This window comes from Paenibacillus sp. FSL E2-0177 (assembly GCF_037992975.1).
In the GTDB taxonomy this organism is placed as follows: Bacteria; Bacillota; Bacilli; order Paenibacillales; family Paenibacillaceae; genus Paenibacillus_AQ; species Paenibacillus_AQ odorifer.
The window spans coordinates 4,690,458-4,708,193 of record NZ_CP150307.1 but is presented as its reverse complement, the minus strand read 5'-3'; the positions used below and the strand labels follow the sequence as shown (position 1 = coordinate 4,708,193).

Here is a 17,736-nt window from a genome sequence, read left to right as displayed (position 1 = left end):
AGGAGAGAACCGTATTGCTTTAGCTATTGCTAGAGTCTGTACGGTTCTTTTTTTATTTTTTTAGATAAGTGCAGGGGTAGGCGAGGATCTCAGCGTCTATTGCTGTGGGAAGGAGGGGAGAGTCATTGAGGAAGAGCTATTAATCAAGCGGATTTGCCAAGGAGACGAAGATGCGTTTCGCCAGTTTGTAAATACATACAGTCAGCACATATACAAAATCACCTATTCTGTATTACGTGAAGTCAAAGGGGCTGAAGACGCTGCTCAGGAAGCTTTTCTTCAGATGTATAAATCTCTCCCTGACTACCGTTATCAAGGCTTAAAATCATGGATTACGCGGATCGCCTTAAATAAGGCTATTGATGCCAAACGTAAACGTGATCGGCTACGAGAGTTACCTGTTGACTATGAGCTTGTGCTGAGCCAGACACCTTCTAATGAGGAGGATGTACTAGCTACTGTTGTCCGTCGTGACCGGATGAATCGTCTGTCGGGTGAGATCAACAATTTACCGGAGGGTCATCGGGAAATTATGGTGGCTTATTATCTGGAAAATAAAAAATATGAGCAAATTGCTGCTGAAAATGAAATTACTCTGAAGACGGTGGAGTCCAGACTATATAGGGCGAGACAATGGATGCGAAAACATTGGAAGGAGGACGAATGGCTATGATGAAGAGTGGAGAAAACCTAATTCGCCGCGAGCAGGCAAAAGCTTATCTTGAAGGGCAAGAAGATAGTATAGAGCGAGATGAATGGGAACAATTGCTGCTCAAGGATGAAGACACATTTGTTTCATACATGGAGATGCTGGATGAGCTAAAGGAGGATCTGCCTTCATTGGAGAATTCGTCTGCTTTTACAGAGAGGGTTATGGGAGATTGGGTGGCTACGGTGAGATCTTCAGTAGTCATAGAAGAAGTAGCGGGGCAAGAAGAAGGATCACGGCGTTATCGCTGGTATGATAAAACAATCTTTCATTATGCCGTTGCTGCTTCGTTAACGCTGTTGATTATGTCTTCCGGGATGTTTGATAAGTTACTCACGGGTGAAATGGAGCTTATTGTCCCTAAGAAAGATAATTCGCCATCTTATAGCGAACAATTCATGCAAGCCACCAGCGGATGGTTGAGCCGGATTATGGACGGAAGACAGAAATGAGAGGAGAAATGAACAATGCAACAGCAGCGTAATAAAATTAAGGGTCTTTTTCTTAATATGATTCCTGGAGCAGGTCATTATTATATGGGAAGACGCCCACAAGGGATTGTTTATTTTTTGCTAAGCTTTGGTGTGTTATTTATGTCATTCTTAATTGCTATGGCTGAAGGGGATGAGGGAATTCTGGCATTGGGAGTGATCGGATTCTTACTTCTATGGATTCTTTCGATGATTCATCTGGTGATTAAATTACTGCAAATGCCCACTCCAATTGTAGCGCCTGATGGATCAATGCTGGATTTTAGTTCTACTATGCCCGTAAAGACGGAGGATAATGAACGTGTGCATGTCATCTTATTGTCTTTCATTCCTGGATTGGGTCATTTTCATATGGGGCTGATGCAGCGTGGACTATCCTTTCTGATTTCTTTTTTCGGATTCATGACCGTTATGCTGTTCTTGGCCGGAATTACTTCGAGTGATGCATTTTTGCTGCTGTTTGGAGTATTGCCAGTAATTTGGCTGTATTGCATGTTTGATGCAGTTCAGTTGATCCATCGTAAACAAGCAGGAGAAATGCTTGTTGACCGCACATTATTCGAAGAGATGGAGGCTGGACGTGAGGAAGGACGACGCAGCAAAGTATTAGCGACATTACTATCCGCATTTCCTGGCGCTGGACAGATGTATCTGGGACTGCAAAAAAGAGGGCTCCAGCTCATGCTTCTTTTCTTAGGAAGTATCTATGTCATGGATCTATTGCGGTTAACATTGCTCTTTTTCCTTATCCCGATCATTTGGTTCTATAGCTTATTCGATGGCTTACAGTTAGTTAGCCGATATGGACGTGAACCTTTGCAGGATAAGCCGGTTATCGAAGGTTTCTTAAATCATCAAGGCTGGCTCGGAGCAGTCCTGATGTGTCTCGGATTATACTTTATTGTTGTGAATGTCGCAGTTCCTGCCATCGATATCAGATTTCCAGAATGGCGGCTGGAATATCGCGTAAATGAATATTTTAAGACCATTGTCGTCTCCGTGTTATTGATTGGTGGTGGGGTGAAGCTGATGACTGGAAGTAAGAATAATAAAGGCAGAAAAGGGGCGGGGGGTCAATCTTGAATAATCCAGTAGAAGTAGAGCCGGGAGTCATGGTAACTAGCGAGTTTCCAGTGAACGAAGGGAAATCTAGAAGTTGGCGTGTAGGTACGTTGTCGATGGGACTGAGCCTTTTATTTCTCGGGGCATTAATAATGGTCTCGCAGTGGAAAGGAGCGGATGTGTTCGAGACAACACTTGCTTGGTGGCCGCTCATTTTTATCTTACTTGGTTTAGAAATTGTAATTTACACCTTATGGTTCCGTGGTAAAGGGAAAATGTACTATGATGTGCTAAGTGTTCTGTTCGTCGGATTTCTGGCAGTGTGCTGTTTAGTATTCGCAGGAGTCAGCTCTTTAGGATTAACACAAGAACTTCGACATGTGATCTCCTCTACGGAGGAGAATTATTCCTTGCCAGAATGGAAGGGGAATGTTCCACAGGGTGTAGGCACACTTATAATCCAGGCTGCCGAACCTTATGGAATTATGGTTGATCGAACGGCTGGGAACGAGTTGAATGTATTTGGGAGTTATTCCACGGCAGAAGGGCAACTCAAGCAAGAGCAAGAGAAGCGGCTGTTGCAAACTAAGCAAGTCGGAGACACATTTTACGTTATCTTAGGAGACATACCTAGACATCTAGTATTCGATAACTCCAGGAATGCGTTGAACGTGACCGTTGCGGCTCCTGTAAATCTAAAGGTAATCGTAAGAGATAATTATGGAAATGTTGTAACAAGGTAAAAAAAAGATCGCTTCCCACCCGATGAGGGGATGGGCTGCGATCTTTTTTTGATTAAGAACGAAGCTCTTTCTCTAGGGCAGCACCCATTTCACGTGAGCGCTCGGCACATCGGTTAACGGCAGCAATCACAGTTTCAAAGAATTCCCCTCGTTCAAGCACTTCTATAGCTGCTTGTGTTGAACCGTTAGGGGAAGTAACCTTCTTACGAAGTGCTGCGGGTTCTTCTCCCGTCTGTTGTACCATTCGGGCAGCTCCCAGCACAGTTTGAACAGTTAATTCGGTGCTTTGATCAAGTGGCAGCCCACCACGGATACCAGCGGCGATCATGGCTTCCATCATGTAATAGATATACGCAGGCCCGCTGCCTGAAATTCCGGTCAAGGTTTCCATACGTTCCTCATCAATGACTGTTGTAAGCCCGACAGCCTCAAAGATATTAAGAGCAAGGCGACGGCCTCTTTCGTCTACTTCTTTGGAGAAGGCTAGACCAGTGGCACCCAGACCGATGGAACTGGAGGTGTTAGGCATTGTGCGAACAATAGGCTGTGCTTTGCCAAGTAGACCTTGCATGGTTCGAATAGATAGACCTGCAATGACAGAAACTACAATCTGATCCGGAGAAAGAAGCGGGCCTAGTCCGCGTAAGGATTCTGCAGCATCTTTAGGTTTCATTGCCAGTACTATTACTGGTGCGTTACGTAGGTATTCTACTTTTTGTTCGGGATCATTTGTGCCTATTACACCATAACGGCTTTTTAATTCTGCCAGACGTTCACTGCTGCTGCGATTGAGCATGATGACATTATCGGGCTTTACGATATTGCGGCTAATCATCCCGCGAACGATGGCTTCTGCCATGGAGCCTGCGCCATAAAAAACAATATTATGATTCATGAGTGGAACTGAAGGTTGCTGACACATGGCTAAAATCCTCCTAAAAGTTGTGTGATAGAATACTTAAACGTGTATACTAACCCCGAATTTGTCCCGTTCCGTAGATCTTATATTTGGTTGAAGTTAGTGCAGGCAGACCCATCGGGCCACGAGCGTGGAGTTTCTGGGTACTAATACCAATCTCTGCACCGAATCCAAATTCAAAGCCATCCGTGAAGCGGGTTGAGGCATTGTGATAAACAGCGGCAGCATCCACTTCTTGTAAAAAGCGTGTGGCGTTCTCCTGATCTTCCGTTACGATACATTCCGAATGTTTCGTGCCATACTGGGCGATATGCTGCATAGCTTCTTCCATATCACTGACGATTCTAATATTAAGGATATAATCATTGTATTCTGTAGCATAGTCTTCTACGGTTGCAGGTAATACCCATGGGACAAGAGAGATGGTTTGTTGACAGCCACGAAGTTCTACATGAACCTCACGGAATGCTTCGGCTAAGGATAACAGATATTTGCTCGCGTAATCCTGATGAACGAGTAGTGTTTCCATAGAGTTACATACCGAAGGGCGCTGAGCTTTGGCATTTAAACTAATGTCCTGTGCCATTTCTGGCAAGGCAGTTGCGTCGAGATAAGTATGGCAGATGCCTGCTCCAGTTTCAATTACGGGAACGGTTGCGTTAAGGACTACATTTTGAATAAGAGAGCTGCCTCCGCGCGGGATAATCACATCTAAAAGTCCGTTCAGCTTTAGCATTTCATCTACTGAAGAACGATTTGGGTCTTCAATCAGCTGAAGCGCGTTAGGCGGCATTGAGGTTTCAGCAAGAGCATTGTGCAGAACCTCGACAATTTTACGGTTGGAGGACAGGGCAGAGGAGCCACCGCGCAGCACAACAGCGTTGCCGGTTTTAAGACATAGACCCGCAGCATCAACAGTCACATTGGGACGTGCTTCGTAGATGATGCCGATCACACCAAGCGGAACACGCAGCTTCTGGATGTTGAGGCCGTTAGGACGTTCAATGCTTTCTAGCGTGTCACCGATAGGGTCCGGTAATACAGCGATTTGTTGCAAGCCTTCGGCAATGCTGTTAATCCGGTCAACATCTAATGCCAGCCGGTCGAGCATGGATTCCGGAGTTCCATTAAGTCTTCCTCGTTCCAAATCCTCCGCATTGGCGGTGATAATGGCGGGAGCTTCGCGGCGAAGTGCATCGGCCATGCCCAGCAGTGCTTCATTCTTCTGGCCAGTTGTTAAGCTTGCTAGAACTCCTGTTGTCTCCTTGGCTAATTTACTCTTATTAATAACTTCACTCATGACGGTTCCTCCCTATATTTGAATTGAAAAAAATGCTTATCTCAGTGTAATCCATTCGTCACGGTGAATGACCTCAAGCCGGTGTACTTCTCCCAGCTTCGGTACAATTTCACGGCTTGGCAGACCTTGAATGCTGCGCAGCTGAGCATCATCGTAATTTACAATCCCACGTCCAAGCAATTTGGAGTCGGGTCCAAGGACTTCTACAACATCTCCTGCGTGAAAACTACCTTCTGTCTGTTTGACGCCTACAGGCAACAGGCTGTGTCCGCCATGTAGCAAAGCTTCTACAGCCCCTTCGTCCACGTATAGGGAGCCGAGAGGGGTAGACATAAAGCCTAGCCATTGTTTTTTGACGGGAAGAGAGGATAGCTTTGTTGCAAAATAAGTGCCCCTGCCTTCTCCCGTTGCAGCAAGCTGTAAATCACCAGGTTCGGTGGCTCTTCCGACAAAGACAGGAACACCACCCCGAGTAGCAATTTTGGCCGCATCGATTTTGGATCGCATACCGCCTGTTCCAACACTAGAGCCAGCTCCACCAGCAATAGCATATATCTCTGGTGTAATGTCATCTACGAACTGATAACGGACAGCATCCGGATGCTTGCGGGGATCTCCACTGTATAAACCATCCATGTCGGTTAAAACAAGCAGTCTAGAGGCTTTTAACAGGTTAGCTACGAGCGCAGAGAGGGTATCATTATCGCCAAATTTCAGTTCATCTACGGAGACAGTGTCATTCTCGTTAAATACGGGCACCGCTCCTTGACGAAGTAGCTCTTCTACAGTCATCATAGCGTTATTCATGGCTCTGCGGCTGCAGAAATCGGTGCGAGTCAGCAATATTTGCGCGGTAGTAATTCCATGCTGGGCAAAAGCTTCCTGATAAGCCTGCATCAGCAGTACCTGACCCACAGCCGCAGCGGCCTGCTTCTCATGCAGCAGCTTCGGACGTGCTGGATAACCGATACTGCGGAAGCCGGCGGCTACCGCACCAGAGGTTACTAACAACACCTCACAGCCGTTTTTCTTCAACTCGGCAATCTCTGAGGCAAAAAAGGAGACTGCTTCACGATTCAAGCCGCCCTCGGGTCCGGTCAGCGAGCTGCTGCCTATTTTGACCACGATTCGCGTCATCATTTCTATCCACATCCTCTTCGTTTATTAAGTCCTGAAAACAACAAAAAGCCCCCATCCTTAGACTTAGCAAAGGACGAAAGCTTATAAACTTCCGCGGTACCACCTTCATTGATGAGGGATCATCCGACTTCATTCTCATAACGGGAGGATCCGTCCTGTTAGACACAGGCCGCTCGGGGGTAGGATTCGGAACGAAAACCGCGGTAAATTCTTTCAGCCTGTCGGAATCTACTCTCTAGGCGCGGTTAGACTCATTCTTACTGGTCCCGTCTGCACGTTTCACTTATTTTCAATAGAATACCATGGAGCTGGTTGCATTGCAAAGGGAAAACGTAGGATATATTTCTTCATGCAGAAAGCTCTATATATTATGTTTAACCTCAAAGAGAAGGGGTAAAGAACTTATAATCTGTTACCAGGAGGTGGATTAAATTGACTAAAGACAACAATGCCGAGCAGGGACAGAATCAAGATTCAAACGAAGTAGCAGAGCTTCAGAATAGTGTGACTCGTGAATTTGTGGAAGAGCACACCGGGGCTCCAATTGATAAGGGATTGGCTGATTCAAGTAAAGCACGTGTGTCGGATGATCAGAACCGCCTGATTACACAGCGTAATTTGCGTAAATAATCTAGTACTGTTAAAAGAGGTTTACCTGAAAAAGTGCCCCGGCAACCACGCGAATGGTTACTGGGGCACTTTATTTGTATATATTCTATTCTTCCGTTAATTCAGACACGGTTGATTTGAATGTTTCTACAAAAGCCTTTGCGGCCTTGGATAAATATCGTCCGCGTCGATATGCTACAACTAGCGTACGACTAGGCACCGGATCAGCGAGCGGTAAGTAGACTGGAACAAATTCACTCCGCGGTGCACGAGCGATAAAACGAGGAACAAGAGTCACGCCCATACCTGTTGCCACTAGGGATTGAACGGTTTCCATATTATTGCTCTCGAAAACGATTCGTGGCTCGAATCCGGCTTTCCGGCACAGCTCCACAGTCATTTTGCGGAAGCCCTGACCTTCCTTAAGTACGATGAAAGGTTCGTCCTTAAGCTCTTCAAGTGAGGTCCGTGTTCCATCTAAGATTCGTTTAGCGAGCGGATGTTCAGGAGGGACGGCAAGATCAATTCTTTCCTCTCCAAGCTCTTCATAAGCTAGAGCAGGAATTTCGAGGGGTAAGGAGAGCAGGCTTAAATCGGTCTGACCACTTGCCGTGAGCTTCTCTAGGTTCATCGACGAGTCTTCTAGCAGCGTAATTTCTACCTCAGGATAATTTTGTTTGAAAACTGGAAGCACATGCGGCAGAAGATGTGCACCTGTAATCGGCATACTGCCCACAACTACACGTCCAGTGCGCAGTTCTGATATGTCGGACATCTCTTGTCGCAGCAGCTCCACTGCGTCAATGATAATCTGGGCTTGTTCAACGAATTTAGAACCTGCGTAGGTCAGCTCAACTGAGCTGGTATTACGCTGAAAAAGCATTACGCCGAGCTCTTTTTCCAGTTTGGAAAGCTGCTGGCTGAGCGAGGGCTGGGCAATATGCAGCTTGTCCGCTGCACGTGAAAAGTTTTTTTCGGCTGCGATTTGCAGCACATACTGCAGTTGTCTCAGTTCCATATATGGACTCCTTAGGGAAATGATTTACTTATAAGTATATCCTATTGGATTATAGTTTTGTATAGGCAACCCGAAGGAGCATTCACTTCTTCACTCCCCAGAATTTGCCGGGCCTGTTTTCAAGAATTATCCCTACTACACTGATCGAAGTATCCGATACCCTCCCGCAGTATATTTATTGCGCCGGATCTTGAGAGTATCTATGAGATAACTGCATTATGTGCAGCTATTTCGTATGCAAAAGGGATGATTTTGGTTTTAAGTGTATTCTATACAACTAAAAAGCAGAGTTCCCAGCTATAGGGTGATAATTCAAGAAAATAGCTGCACAAAATACAGTTATATCTATTAACGAATGATTCACAGGAATATAGCTGTACAAAATACAACTAAACGCTCCTACACATCCAGCTTGCGCAACGCTCCTACACATCCCGCTTGTGCATTGCACCTACATATTGTGCCTCAACATACTCTAACTCAGCTTATAGGTTCAGACTATCACTTTTATAGATATCATATCTTGGAATTATAAAGACAGGGGTGTTATATTTAGATCATTCAAGAGAGACTCCACGCTCTCTTCCAATGAACGATTCTATTAATGAGGTGAAATTATGAGCAACAAGACAATGTTTGAGAAGATTTGGGAGAATCACGTTATTCATCAAGAGGAAGGCAAACCTAGCATTATTTATATTGATCTGCATTTGGTTCATGAAGTTACTTCTCCGCAGGCTTTTGAAGGGCTTCGCCTCAGCAACCGGAAGGTTCGCCGTCCTGAGCTGACTTTCGCAACGATGGATCATAACGTACCAACTAAAGATCGTTTTAACATTAAAGATCCAATCTCCAAGCAGCAAATTGATACCCTTTCTAAGAACTGTGCTGATTTTGGTGTAAGACTGTTCGATCTGAATGATATTGATCAAGGCGTTGTACACGTAATGGGTCCTGAAATCGGGTTGACACATCCTGGTAAAACTATCGTTTGCGGCGACAGCCATACCTCCACGCATGGTGCATTCGGCGCGCTGGCATTCGGTATCGGAACTAGTGAAGTTGAACATGTAATGGCTACCCAATGTTTGCAGCAATCCAAAGCTAAGACTATGGAAGTACGCTTTACAGGCAAACGCAACCCTGGCGTAACAGCAAAAGATATGATCCTGGGTGTTATTGCTAAATACGGTACTGATTTTGCCACAGGTTATGTAATTGAGTATACAGGCGAAGCTATTCGTGAATTGTCGATGGAAGAACGTATGACTGTCTGCAATATGTCGATCGAAGGCGGAGCAAGAGCTGGCTTGATTGCCCCTGATGAAACTACTTTTAATTATCTGCGTGGACGTCAATACGTACCGCAAGGCGAAGCTTATGATGCTGCTGTAGAAGCATGGAAGAGTCTTGTAAGTGACGAGGGCGCCCAGTACGATACGGTTGTTGAATTTGATGTGGAAACATTGATTCCACAAGTGACCTGGGGGACTAGCCCGGGCATGGGAACTGACATCAACTCCAGCGTACCGAATCCGGCGGACTTCACCACTGAAAATGAACGTAAAGCTGCTGAAAAAGCGCTTGAATATATGGATTTGACTCCTGGAACACCTATTTCTGAAATTCCGATCGATTATGTATTTATCGGTTCCTGCACTAACGGACGGATCGAAGATTTGAGAGCTGCAGCAGTGGTAGCTAAAGGTCATAAGGTGTCTGAAAAGGTTACTGCCATTGTTGTTCCAGGCTCGGGCCGTGTTAAGATGCAGGCTGAGAAAGAAGGACTTGATAAAGTCTTTACTGACGCTGGCTTTGAATGGCGTGAAGCGGGATGCAGCATGTGCTTGGCCATGAACCCGGATGTTCTGCAGCCTGGACAACGCTGTGCATCTACCTCGAACCGTAACTTTGAAGGACGCCAAGGACGCGGAGGACGTACACATCTTGTATCTCCAGCTATGGCAGCCGCAGCTGCGATCAAAGGTCGTTTCACTGATGTACGTGATTGGAATTATAAGACGGAAGCCGTCAGCTCATAGAACTAGAGAGAACACGGGAGGATAAAACTATGGATGCTTTTAAAAAATTAACAGGAATTGTTGCACCGGTTGACCGGGTAAATGTAGATACGGATGCGATTATTCCAAAACAGTTTTTGAAACGGATTGAACGGACGGGATTTGGACAGTTTTTGTTCTATGAATGGCGTTTTGATGAAGAAGGTAATGATAATCCAGCCTTCGAAATGAATAAACCACGTTATCAAGGGGCTTCTGTTCTGATCTCACGTGCTAACTTTGGTTGTGGATCCTCTCGGGAGCATGCACCATGGGCGATTATGGATTACGGGTTCAGAGTTGTAATTGCACCTTCTTATGCGGATATCTTCTACAATAACTGCTTTAAGAACGGCATTCTGCCGATTAAGCTTTCGGAAGAGCAAGTGGATGAATTGTTCAAACGGACAGCTGAGCATGAGGACTACAAGCTGACAGTTGATCTTGAGAACAACGCTTTACAAGATGAATTCGGACTGAGCATCAGCTTTGATCTGGATGAGCACCGTCGTCAATTCCTGCTGCAAGGCTTGGATGATATCGGTTTGACCCTTCAACATGCGTATGAAATTGCTGCTTATGAAGAGCGTCATGCTGCAAAGCTATTCTCTTAAAAAGAGGATATAAATGGTCTGATTCTTAAACTTTACAAAAAATACGCAAAACTTCTATTTCCGGGTGTCGGAAATAGAAGTTTTTTTGCTATAATCGATATATTCATTGGTCATTAAGGAAACATTTGGTGATTTCTGTCGTCTAAATACTTATCTAGGATCTATTACTTGCAGAAGGAGCGGAAAATGAGAATGAGAAGAGCTGGGCTTCGTGTATTGCTGCTTTTGTTACTGCCTTTATTATTTTTAACATCCACCGGACAAGAAGCTGCCGCAGCTGGTAGCAGCACAGGCAGAATTATTATGGACAATCAGGAACTTGCTTTGCCAAAAGGAATTAAACTCGAAAATGTAAATGGTAGCGTTATGATTCCGGTCAGAGTGGTAGTAGAGAATCTTGGATTCGAGGTGTTATGGGAGCAGCAGACCCGGAAAGTAACCGTTCACCAGGATGGTAAAAGCATTGAGCTGGCGGTAGGACGGAAAACAGCTGATGCAGATGGGGTGACATTTGATTTAAATGCAGCTCCTAAGCAGAGTGGCGGCACAGTACTCGTTCCAATTCGTTTCGTAAGCGAGCAGTTCGGCTTAAAGGTGGGCTGGGATAATGTTGATAAAACCGTCTATTTGACAGGTGGACAAGTTAGCAATCCTGCAATGACACCTGAGGGGAATACTACCAATCCAACAGCAACTAATACACCTGCTCCAACTCCAAGTGCTACGCCGGGAAGTGACAACGGGACAACTGCTGGCAGTGTAGTAACTTCACCCAGCCCGACACCAGTTCCACAAACAACTACGGCACCGGGAAGCACAGCAGGAATTCCAACAGGCCCTCTAGTAAACGGGGCAGTATTCACTGAGAACCGACTTATTATCGCTGTGTCGGGGGCTACTAAGCCAAACGTTACAAAAATGAGCAACCCTGATCGAATCGTCGTAGATTTTCCGGGTGCTGCGTTCGATCCGAATTTCATTGGAAGTCTTACGGGTGTTACCACCACTGGCGGTCCACAAGGTAAGCTGGACGTTGCCGGCTACCCGCTCGTTTCTGAGATCCGTTATGCACTGTTCAGTGTGAGTCCTTCCACTGTCAGATTCGTAATTCAAACGGTTGGAAATCAACCGTACCAGCTTAGTACGGATGAAAGCACCGGGCTTGTTACGATTGATTTGAATGTAACTAACAACGGAGGCAACACCACAGGGGCTAATGGAACGTTAGGTAAGCCAATTGTAGTTCTAGATGCGGGTCATGGCGGAACTCAATCAGGAGCTGTCAGTCTCACAGGTAAGCTGGAAAAAGACTTCAATCTGGCCGTCATCCGCAAAGTACAAACACTGTTAACGCAGGAAGCATTAGTTGACGTGGTGTTTACTCGAACTGACGATGCTACATTGGGGCTTCAGGATCGCGTGAAAATTGCGGAGGCTGCTAAAGCGAATCTCTTTATTTCAGTGCACGCGAATTCGCTAGAGGTTGGATATCCAAATAGAGATAAAATAAATGGCAGTGAAACCTATTATTCTCGCAGTGATAGTCTGCCTCTTGCTCAGATTATGCATAAGCATTTATTAGCCGCTACTGGTTTTAAAGACAACGGGATTCGTACGAAAAGCCTTCATGTTACACGGGAAACCACAATGCCAGCAGTCTTGCTAGAGGTAGGATATCTTACAAATTCAGGAAATGAATCGGCGATGTATAGTGAGCAGCTTCAAGAGAAATTAGCGAGAGAAATTGTTGCCGGAATTAAGGAATATCTGGGGCTTTAACACTTGCGGTTGGTGAGATTTCTCAATTTTTATGGAATATATTCGCAACCTTTATAGATTACCAGCGTCTAATAGAGGTCTGAGGTTGACGGAGACAGGGGCACCACGATCGCCATTCACAGGCGAATACTAGATTCTTAGAGGTGAAGAATGAAGAAATTCAGTTTGATGTTGTTATTGTTGCTCTTTGTGTTGGTTTTGCCTGAGCATGGACATGCTGCTGCCGCGAATAGCGAGATTTATCTAGACGGCAAAGAGATTACTGCAGGGCAAAAAGTACCGGTTGAAAATGTGAATGATACTATCATGGTACCGTTGAGATTGATCTCCGAGAGTCTTGGTTATACCGTGGGCTGGGATCAAAAAAGCAAAACGGTGACGATTGAACAGCAAGGGAAGGTCATCAAACTTATTGTTAATCAAAAGACAGCTTCAGTTGATGACAAAACAGTACAGCTTACCACTGCGCCTGTCCTGCGGAGTGATACGACACTTGTACCTATACGGTTCATAAGTGAGCAGTTTGGTCTCACCGTCACTTGGGATAATGCGAAGAAGATCGTGTATCTTATTACCCCAGGATCCTCAAATGAAAACGGTAGTTCTGATGGGAACTCTGGAAATGGTGGATCTGAAGTTGTTGTTCCGCCGGTAGATCCTACTAAAAATTTAACCATGATAAATGGTTTGAGCTTTAGTGAGAATCGTTTGAGCATTGCGATGGAAGGTAATTCCGAGCCAAAAGTAAGTGTAATGACAGGGCCGGATCGGTTAGTTATTGATTTTCCTAATGCCACTTTCTCAGATCTGTTTGGTACGGGACAAGTTCTTGATCCTGATCTGAATGGTAAACTGGAAGTGAAGGATTATCCTGATGTATCAGGTGTCCGGTATTCGCTTTATAGCTCCAATCCTTATACTGTACGTTTTGTAATTGATTTGAATTATCCTAAGAATTATAACATCAGCGTATCTGGGACGGATTCTAAGTTGGTTATCATTGACCTGAATGCAGAAAGTACGGATGATACTTCAACACAGCCAGGTAATGATGGCAAGAAGCTCGTAGTACTGGATGCGGGGCACGGAGCTAAAGATTCTGGTGCAGTAGGAGTAACAGGAAAATACGAAAAGAATTTTAATTTAGCTATAGTACTTAAGACAGCAGCATTGCTGAAAAAAGAAAGTAATATCGATGTCGTACTGACGCGCAGTGACGATACATTCTTGGAGCTCAAGGATAGAGCAGCTATGGCTAATAATTTAAAAGCAGATCTATTCATTTCTGTACATGCCAACAGTTCCGCATCTTCTGCGGCAAGCGGGACAGAAACGTATTATCAGCGGGAAGCCAGTAAGGCCTTAGCGAAAGTAATGCATAAGTATCTTGTTGAGGCTACAGGGCTTAGTGATCGCGGTGTACGATACGGGAATTTCCATGTCATTCGTGAAACGAAAATGCCTGCTGTTCTACTTGAAGTAGGATACCTTAGCAATAAGAAGGATGAGACATTGCTCTTTACGGAAGCATTACAAAACAAAGTTGCTGCTTCAATAGTGAGTGGAATCAAGGAATATTTGGGTATAAAATAACAGACCAGTGGCAGACGAGCGCCGCAAAGTCAGCTTTCTGCTTTTATCTATAAAAAGGCAAGAAGTGGTTTTGCGGTACCTGTCTGCCCGTATTCATCTAGAGGAGGCGTTTATTAATGTTTAAACAAAAATGGACTATGGTTGGGGTTGCTGCGCTGCTTCTACTAGTGATTGCTGGCTGTGGAGATAAGCCTACTGCAGCTCCTGCTAATGGAGTGGAGCAAGATACTACAAACGTTGTAAGTGGTGCGGGAGAAAGTACCCCAGCTCCGTCTGATGATCAGGAAACCGAAGTGGCTAGTACTCCGCAACCGACAGCAGATAATACTAATGTAGAAACTCAGCCGTCTTCGAAGCCGGTAGAAAATGAGACACAAAAGCAAAGCCAGAGTATTGAAGTTTATTACACTGATTCGCAAATTATGAATTTAGTGCCTGCTAAGACTACGATTAACTACTCTGACGATGTTGAGAAATATACAGAAACGTTCAAAGCACTGCAAAGTAGTGAAAATACAGATCTTATACCTTTATGGGGAAAAATTGAACTGAAATCATTAAAATTTGTAGAGGGTCAAATCGTAATGGATATTCACAAACCAGATGAAGCTCAGCTTGGTGCGGGTGGAGAATCCTTTGCCATTACTTCACTTGCCAAAACTTATTTTCAATTTGCGGAAGTAAAGAGTATCGAAGTTTTAGTTGATGGTGAAAAGGTAGAAAGTCTAATGGGCCATGTGGATCTATTGCATCCTATGACTAGAGATAATTCTTAATTGGTTATGCAACAAAGGAATTAGGCATCTAGCTGACGAATTTTTAAACATACTATTTATTTGAGTCATAGAGAGGGGAATAATCTATTGTCCGCGCAAAAAAGGTCAAAACGTCCATTGAAGGCTTATTCTAATAAAGCAGTGTCGGCTGTTATGGCTGGTGTTATGGTTTTTGGTGGTGCAAGTGCAGTGTTTGCAGACACAGCTGCCACTACACCGACATCAACCACTACACAATCTGTAGGGATTTTTAGCGATGTGAAGACAGGCTTCTGGGCTGAAAAACATATTTATAAACTCGCTTCACAAGGAATTGTGGTTGGGAATAATGGATTGTTCCGTCCGGGTGATTCTGTAACTCAGCAGGAAGCAGTGCTTATGGCCCTGCGGTTTATGAAGCTGCAGGATAAAGTGGATGCTTCTTCTGCGATAGCATTGCCTACAGATTTTAAGGTTACGAATTATTACAAGGATTATGTTGTGTTAGCTTTTCAACAAGGATTACTCGATAAAGCAACCGAAATGGCTCCAGATAATCTGAAGACTTCTTGGGGAGAGCGTAAAGCATCCCGGGAATGGATTGCGGAGCTGTTAATCCGCTCCCTTGGAAAAAGCGCAGATGCAGCAGGGGCCGCTAGTGAGCCAACAGGCTTTGCGGATGATACCAAAGTGTCTGCCAACAAACGTGGTTACATCAACGTTGCCGTTGATTTAGGCCTAGCAAACGGACTTGACGGCAATCGTTTTGATCCGCAAGGTGCTGTAACACGTGCGCAATTGGCGACTTTTTTCAGTCGTGCTGAAGCTCACAATACGGTTGAATACGACAACACGGTATCAGGAACGATCAGTCAATTAGCAGATGGGAAACTATCCGTTTATAACAACGGAAAGACTTCTACATATACCCTGGGAGCAAGCACTGCTTATTACACAAGTGCTTCTGAAAGCAGAATCAATCTAAGTGATGTCCAACCCTACACTAAGGTTACTGTAATTGGCGCGACATATAACGCGGCTTATGTTGAAGTGACTGACCCTACACAACAAGTAGAGACTCTGTCAGGAAACTTTGCCATGGTAGCTCCAGGTAATAAGCTTTGGTTAAAGTCACCAACAGGGTTCACTGAATACTACTACGATGAGACTACTTCCTTTGTGGATGTAAATGGAGCTGGAATTGAACCTGCTTCGCTGGTAACAGACAGTGTAGTTTCACTGCAACGTGAAACGTACAGTGGTTCGCATAAAGTAGTGAAGGTTCAGGTGACTTCAGGGGTCATTAACAAAACAACAACAGGCACCATTCAAAGTGTAGATCTTACTGGCAAAATCATTACTTTCAAAAATACCGCGGGTACAGTAGAAACTTTTAAATGGGAAGATGAGACTTCATTATTCAGCTCCCAAGCATCAGTGCTGAAACCTGCAGATTTGAAGACAGGTAATGCGGTGAAATATACGATTCAAGATAATGTGATCCGCACTGTAGAAGTGACGGAAGGTGTTGAACGGACAGTTGAGGGGGTACTTACCGAGCTGACTAGTTCCACAGTTGTTTACAAAAAAGCAGACGGAAATCGTGAGGTTAAACTGCTTGGCACTAAACCGACGATTGTTATTCCGAACATGAGTGGAGCAGTAGCTGATGATCTTATTGCTGATGCAGTAGGTGGGGACAAGATTCAGGTTACCTTAAACAGCAGCGATCAAGTTACCAAAATTGAAGTGTTAAGCCGCCAAATTGAGCAGTATAGTGGAGCAACAATTGTGGATTATAATAGCAAAACACAGCTCCTTACAGTTATGGACAGCAGCAAAAAAGCCCATGTGGTTCAGTTGGATGAGAAAACAAAGCTGATTTATGAAGGTGCATTGCCTAACTTAACTAATATGGGTGCGAAACTTATCGAGAACCGCAAAGTTAATCTGAAGGCAATAGGACAGCGGGCTTTGTCTTTGGAAATTGTCACAAAGTACGAAGGAACTTTAACAGCTGTTAATTCTACGTCGAAAACTCTTGTTTTGAAGCTTAATGATGGACAAAGTTTAACGATGCCTTATCCGCAACTTGTTGATCTCTTTGGTAAGACTAGTCCTTCCCTAAGTGATATTCCTATTGGAAGCAATGTAACGGCTTCACTGACTACAGGTCAGGATCTGATAGCGGTATTGAAAGTGAAGACTGTGCTGCAAGTTGAAGCGGCAACCGTGAATTCTGGAACCAACCGTTTGGGCATCAAATGGAATGGGGGAACCAGTGATATTAATACTTTGGCAATCCCGTTGACCAATGAAGCTGGTGAGAGCATTAAGCTAACGGATTTAAAAGCGGGAGATTATCTTAATGTGACCTTTGATGGTAGCTCACCGCTGGCTATTCAAGCAGTTAAGCTCACAACAGGCCAGGTAAGTTCTGTAGATGCCGCTGGGAATAGCGTAGTCGTGAAGGATTATACTGGAGCTGCACAGACCTTAGCGGTAAGTGGAGGAGTCAAAATCATTCGTGACGGCTCGACAACGACTGCTCTTAGCAACTTGACGGCAGGGGACAGAGTAGAGATTCGCAAGGATCCGGATGGATCTACAACGATTCGTATTATGTCTCAGCTCAGTAGAACATTCTCACGTTATGAGAGTGCAACAAACTCATTGGTGACGAAGAGACCTAATTTGAACGATAAATATCAATTCTTTGTTCCTGCTAATGTTTATATTCATCAGGGAGATTCGACTTTATCCGTGCAATCTTTGAAGGAAAATGATAATATTATAATGTATTTCAATAATGATATTTTGGTTGAAATTGTGAAACAATAGTTGCAATGGTGGATTTCTGAGTGAATCACCGTCTTGACACAGGGGGCTTTACCTGCGTCAAGACGTTTTTTTTGAAATATAAGAAAGTATAAGTATTGCTCCT

15 protein-coding genes are annotated in these 17,736 nt (G+C 44.5%); 11 read left to right on the top strand and 4 right to left on the bottom strand.

Annotated features, from left to right (window positions below; genetic code table 11):
• Positions 1-64 precede the first annotated feature (64 nt).
• From MHI25_RS20995 to MHI25_RS20980, 4 genes are read left to right on the top strand one after another with little or no spacing between them, the layout of a single operon-like run.
• Positions 65-673 carry a sigma-70 family RNA polymerase sigma factor gene (locus tag MHI25_RS20995; RefSeq protein WP_172628900.1) on the top strand — a complete coding sequence of 203 codons (609 nt, stop codon included), beginning with the start codon at positions 65-67 and terminating at the stop codon, positions 671-673.
• On the top strand, positions 664-1,161 hold the full coding sequence (locus tag MHI25_RS20990) for a hypothetical protein (RefSeq protein ID WP_339809758.1): 498 nt from the start codon (positions 664-666) through the stop codon (positions 1,159-1,161). The genes MHI25_RS20995 and MHI25_RS20990 overlap by 10 nt, the downstream gene beginning before the upstream one ends.
• 15 nt (positions 1,162-1,176) lie before the next feature.
• Positions 1,177-2,283, top strand: coding sequence for a hypothetical protein (locus MHI25_RS20985; protein WP_340394177.1), 1,107 nt, complete (start codon positions 1,177-1,179; stop codon positions 2,281-2,283).
• Positions 2,280-3,005 (top strand): hypothetical protein, encoded by a 726-nt coding sequence (locus tag MHI25_RS20980; protein ID WP_081388300.1) that lies wholly within the window; start codon positions 2,280-2,282, stop codon positions 3,003-3,005. Before MHI25_RS20985 ends, MHI25_RS20980 begins: the two co-directional genes overlap by 4 nt.
• 52 nt (positions 3,006-3,057) lie before the next feature.
• On the opposite strand, the gene proC is transcribed toward MHI25_RS20980, so the two are convergent.
• From proC to proB, 3 genes are read right to left on the bottom strand one after another with little or no spacing between them, the layout of a single operon-like run.
• Positions 3,058-3,927, bottom strand: a complete 870-nt coding sequence (gene proC / locus MHI25_RS20975) for a pyrroline-5-carboxylate reductase (protein ID WP_076127559.1) — start codon at positions 3,925-3,927, stop codon at positions 3,058-3,060.
• A gap of 49 nt (positions 3,928-3,976) precedes the next feature.
• Positions 3,977-5,224, bottom strand: a complete 1,248-nt coding sequence (locus tag MHI25_RS20970; RefSeq protein WP_340010713.1) for a glutamate-5-semialdehyde dehydrogenase — start codon at positions 5,222-5,224, stop codon at positions 3,977-3,979.
• 36 nt (positions 5,225-5,260) lie between these two features.
• Positions 5,261-6,364, bottom strand: coding sequence for a glutamate 5-kinase (gene proB / locus MHI25_RS20965; protein ID WP_076308387.1), 1,104 nt, complete (start codon positions 6,362-6,364; stop codon positions 5,261-5,263).
• 432 nt (positions 6,365-6,796) lie between these two features.
• On the opposite strand from proB, the gene MHI25_RS20960 reads away from it, so the two are divergent.
• Positions 6,797-6,994: a hypothetical protein gene (locus MHI25_RS20960; protein WP_076308386.1), complete on the top strand. Its 198-nt coding sequence runs from the start codon at positions 6,797-6,799 to the stop codon at positions 6,992-6,994.
• A gap of 85 nt (positions 6,995-7,079) precedes the next feature.
• On the opposite strand, the gene MHI25_RS20955 is transcribed toward MHI25_RS20960, so the two are convergent.
• Entirely contained in the window at positions 7,080-7,991 is a 912-nt protein-coding gene (locus MHI25_RS20955) for a LysR family transcriptional regulator (RefSeq protein WP_076101451.1), read from the bottom strand.
• Between the two features lie 617 nt (positions 7,992-8,608).
• On the opposite strand from MHI25_RS20955, the gene leuC reads away from it, so the two are divergent.
• The 6 genes from leuC to MHI25_RS20925 all read left to right on the top strand — a co-directional run bounded on the left by leuC (position 8,609) and on the right by MHI25_RS20925 (position 17,633).
• Positions 8,609-10,033 (top strand): 3-isopropylmalate dehydratase large subunit, encoded by a 1,425-nt coding sequence (gene leuC, locus MHI25_RS20950; RefSeq protein WP_076127568.1) that lies wholly within the window; start codon positions 8,609-8,611, stop codon positions 10,031-10,033.
• A gap of 29 nt (positions 10,034-10,062) precedes the next feature.
• Positions 10,063-10,665: a 3-isopropylmalate dehydratase small subunit gene (gene leuD / locus MHI25_RS20945; protein ID WP_340394172.1), complete on the top strand. Its 603-nt coding sequence runs from the start codon at positions 10,063-10,065 to the stop codon at positions 10,663-10,665.
• 186 nt (positions 10,666-10,851) lie between these two features.
• Complete coding sequence (locus tag MHI25_RS20940; RefSeq protein WP_081386262.1) at positions 10,852-12,444, top strand: N-acetylmuramoyl-L-alanine amidase family protein; 1,593 nt, start codon at positions 10,852-10,854, stop codon at positions 12,442-12,444.
• A gap of 150 nt (positions 12,445-12,594) precedes the next feature.
• Positions 12,595-14,037 (top strand): N-acetylmuramoyl-L-alanine amidase family protein, encoded by a 1,443-nt coding sequence (locus MHI25_RS20935; RefSeq protein ID WP_340394171.1) that lies wholly within the window; start codon positions 12,595-12,597, stop codon positions 14,035-14,037.
• Between the two features lie 116 nt (positions 14,038-14,153).
• Positions 14,154-14,813, top strand: a complete 660-nt coding sequence (locus MHI25_RS20930; protein ID WP_076192173.1) for a GerMN domain-containing protein — start codon at positions 14,154-14,156, stop codon at positions 14,811-14,813.
• An 87-nt stretch (positions 14,814-14,900) separates the two neighbouring features.
• On the top strand, positions 14,901-17,633 hold the full coding sequence (locus tag MHI25_RS20925) for an S-layer homology domain-containing protein (RefSeq protein ID WP_340394170.1): 2,733 nt from the start codon (positions 14,901-14,903) through the stop codon (positions 17,631-17,633).
• The last annotated feature ends 103 nt before the right edge of the window (positions 17,634-17,736 follow it).

Bases quoted from the DNA above. Each gene is read 5' to 3' on its own strand.
- proB (WP_076308387.1), bottom strand. From the start codon at position 6,364: ATGATGACGCGAATCGTGGTCAAAATAGGCAGCAGCTCGCTGACCGGA.
- leuD (WP_340394172.1), top strand. From the start codon at position 10,063: ATGGATGCTTTTAAAAAATTAACAGGAATTGTTGCACCGGTTGACCGG.
- MHI25_RS20985 (WP_340394177.1), top strand. From the start codon at position 1,177: ATGCAACAGCAGCGTAATAAAATTAAGGGTCTTTTTCTTAATATGATT.
- MHI25_RS20930 (WP_076192173.1), top strand. From the start codon at position 14,154: ATGTTTAAACAAAAATGGACTATGGTTGGGGTTGCTGCGCTGCTTCTA.
- MHI25_RS20935 (WP_340394171.1), top strand. From the start codon at position 12,595: ATGAAGAAATTCAGTTTGATGTTGTTATTGTTGCTCTTTGTGTTGGTT.
- leuC (WP_076127568.1), top strand. From the start codon at position 8,609: ATGAGCAACAAGACAATGTTTGAGAAGATTTGGGAGAATCACGTTATT.
- MHI25_RS20940 (WP_081386262.1), top strand. From the start codon at position 10,852: ATGAGAATGAGAAGAGCTGGGCTTCGTGTATTGCTGCTTTTGTTACTG.
- MHI25_RS20955 (WP_076101451.1), bottom strand. From the start codon at position 7,991: ATGGAACTGAGACAACTGCAGTATGTGCTGCAAATCGCAGCCGAAAAA.
- MHI25_RS20970 (WP_340010713.1), bottom strand. From the start codon at position 5,224: ATGAGTGAAGTTATTAATAAGAGTAAATTAGCCAAGGAGACAACAGGA.
- MHI25_RS20990 (WP_339809758.1), top strand. From the start codon at position 664: ATGGCTATGATGAAGAGTGGAGAAAACCTAATTCGCCGCGAGCAGGCA.
- proC (WP_076127559.1), bottom strand. From the start codon at position 3,927: ATGTGTCAGCAACCTTCAGTTCCACTCATGAATCATAATATTGTTTTT.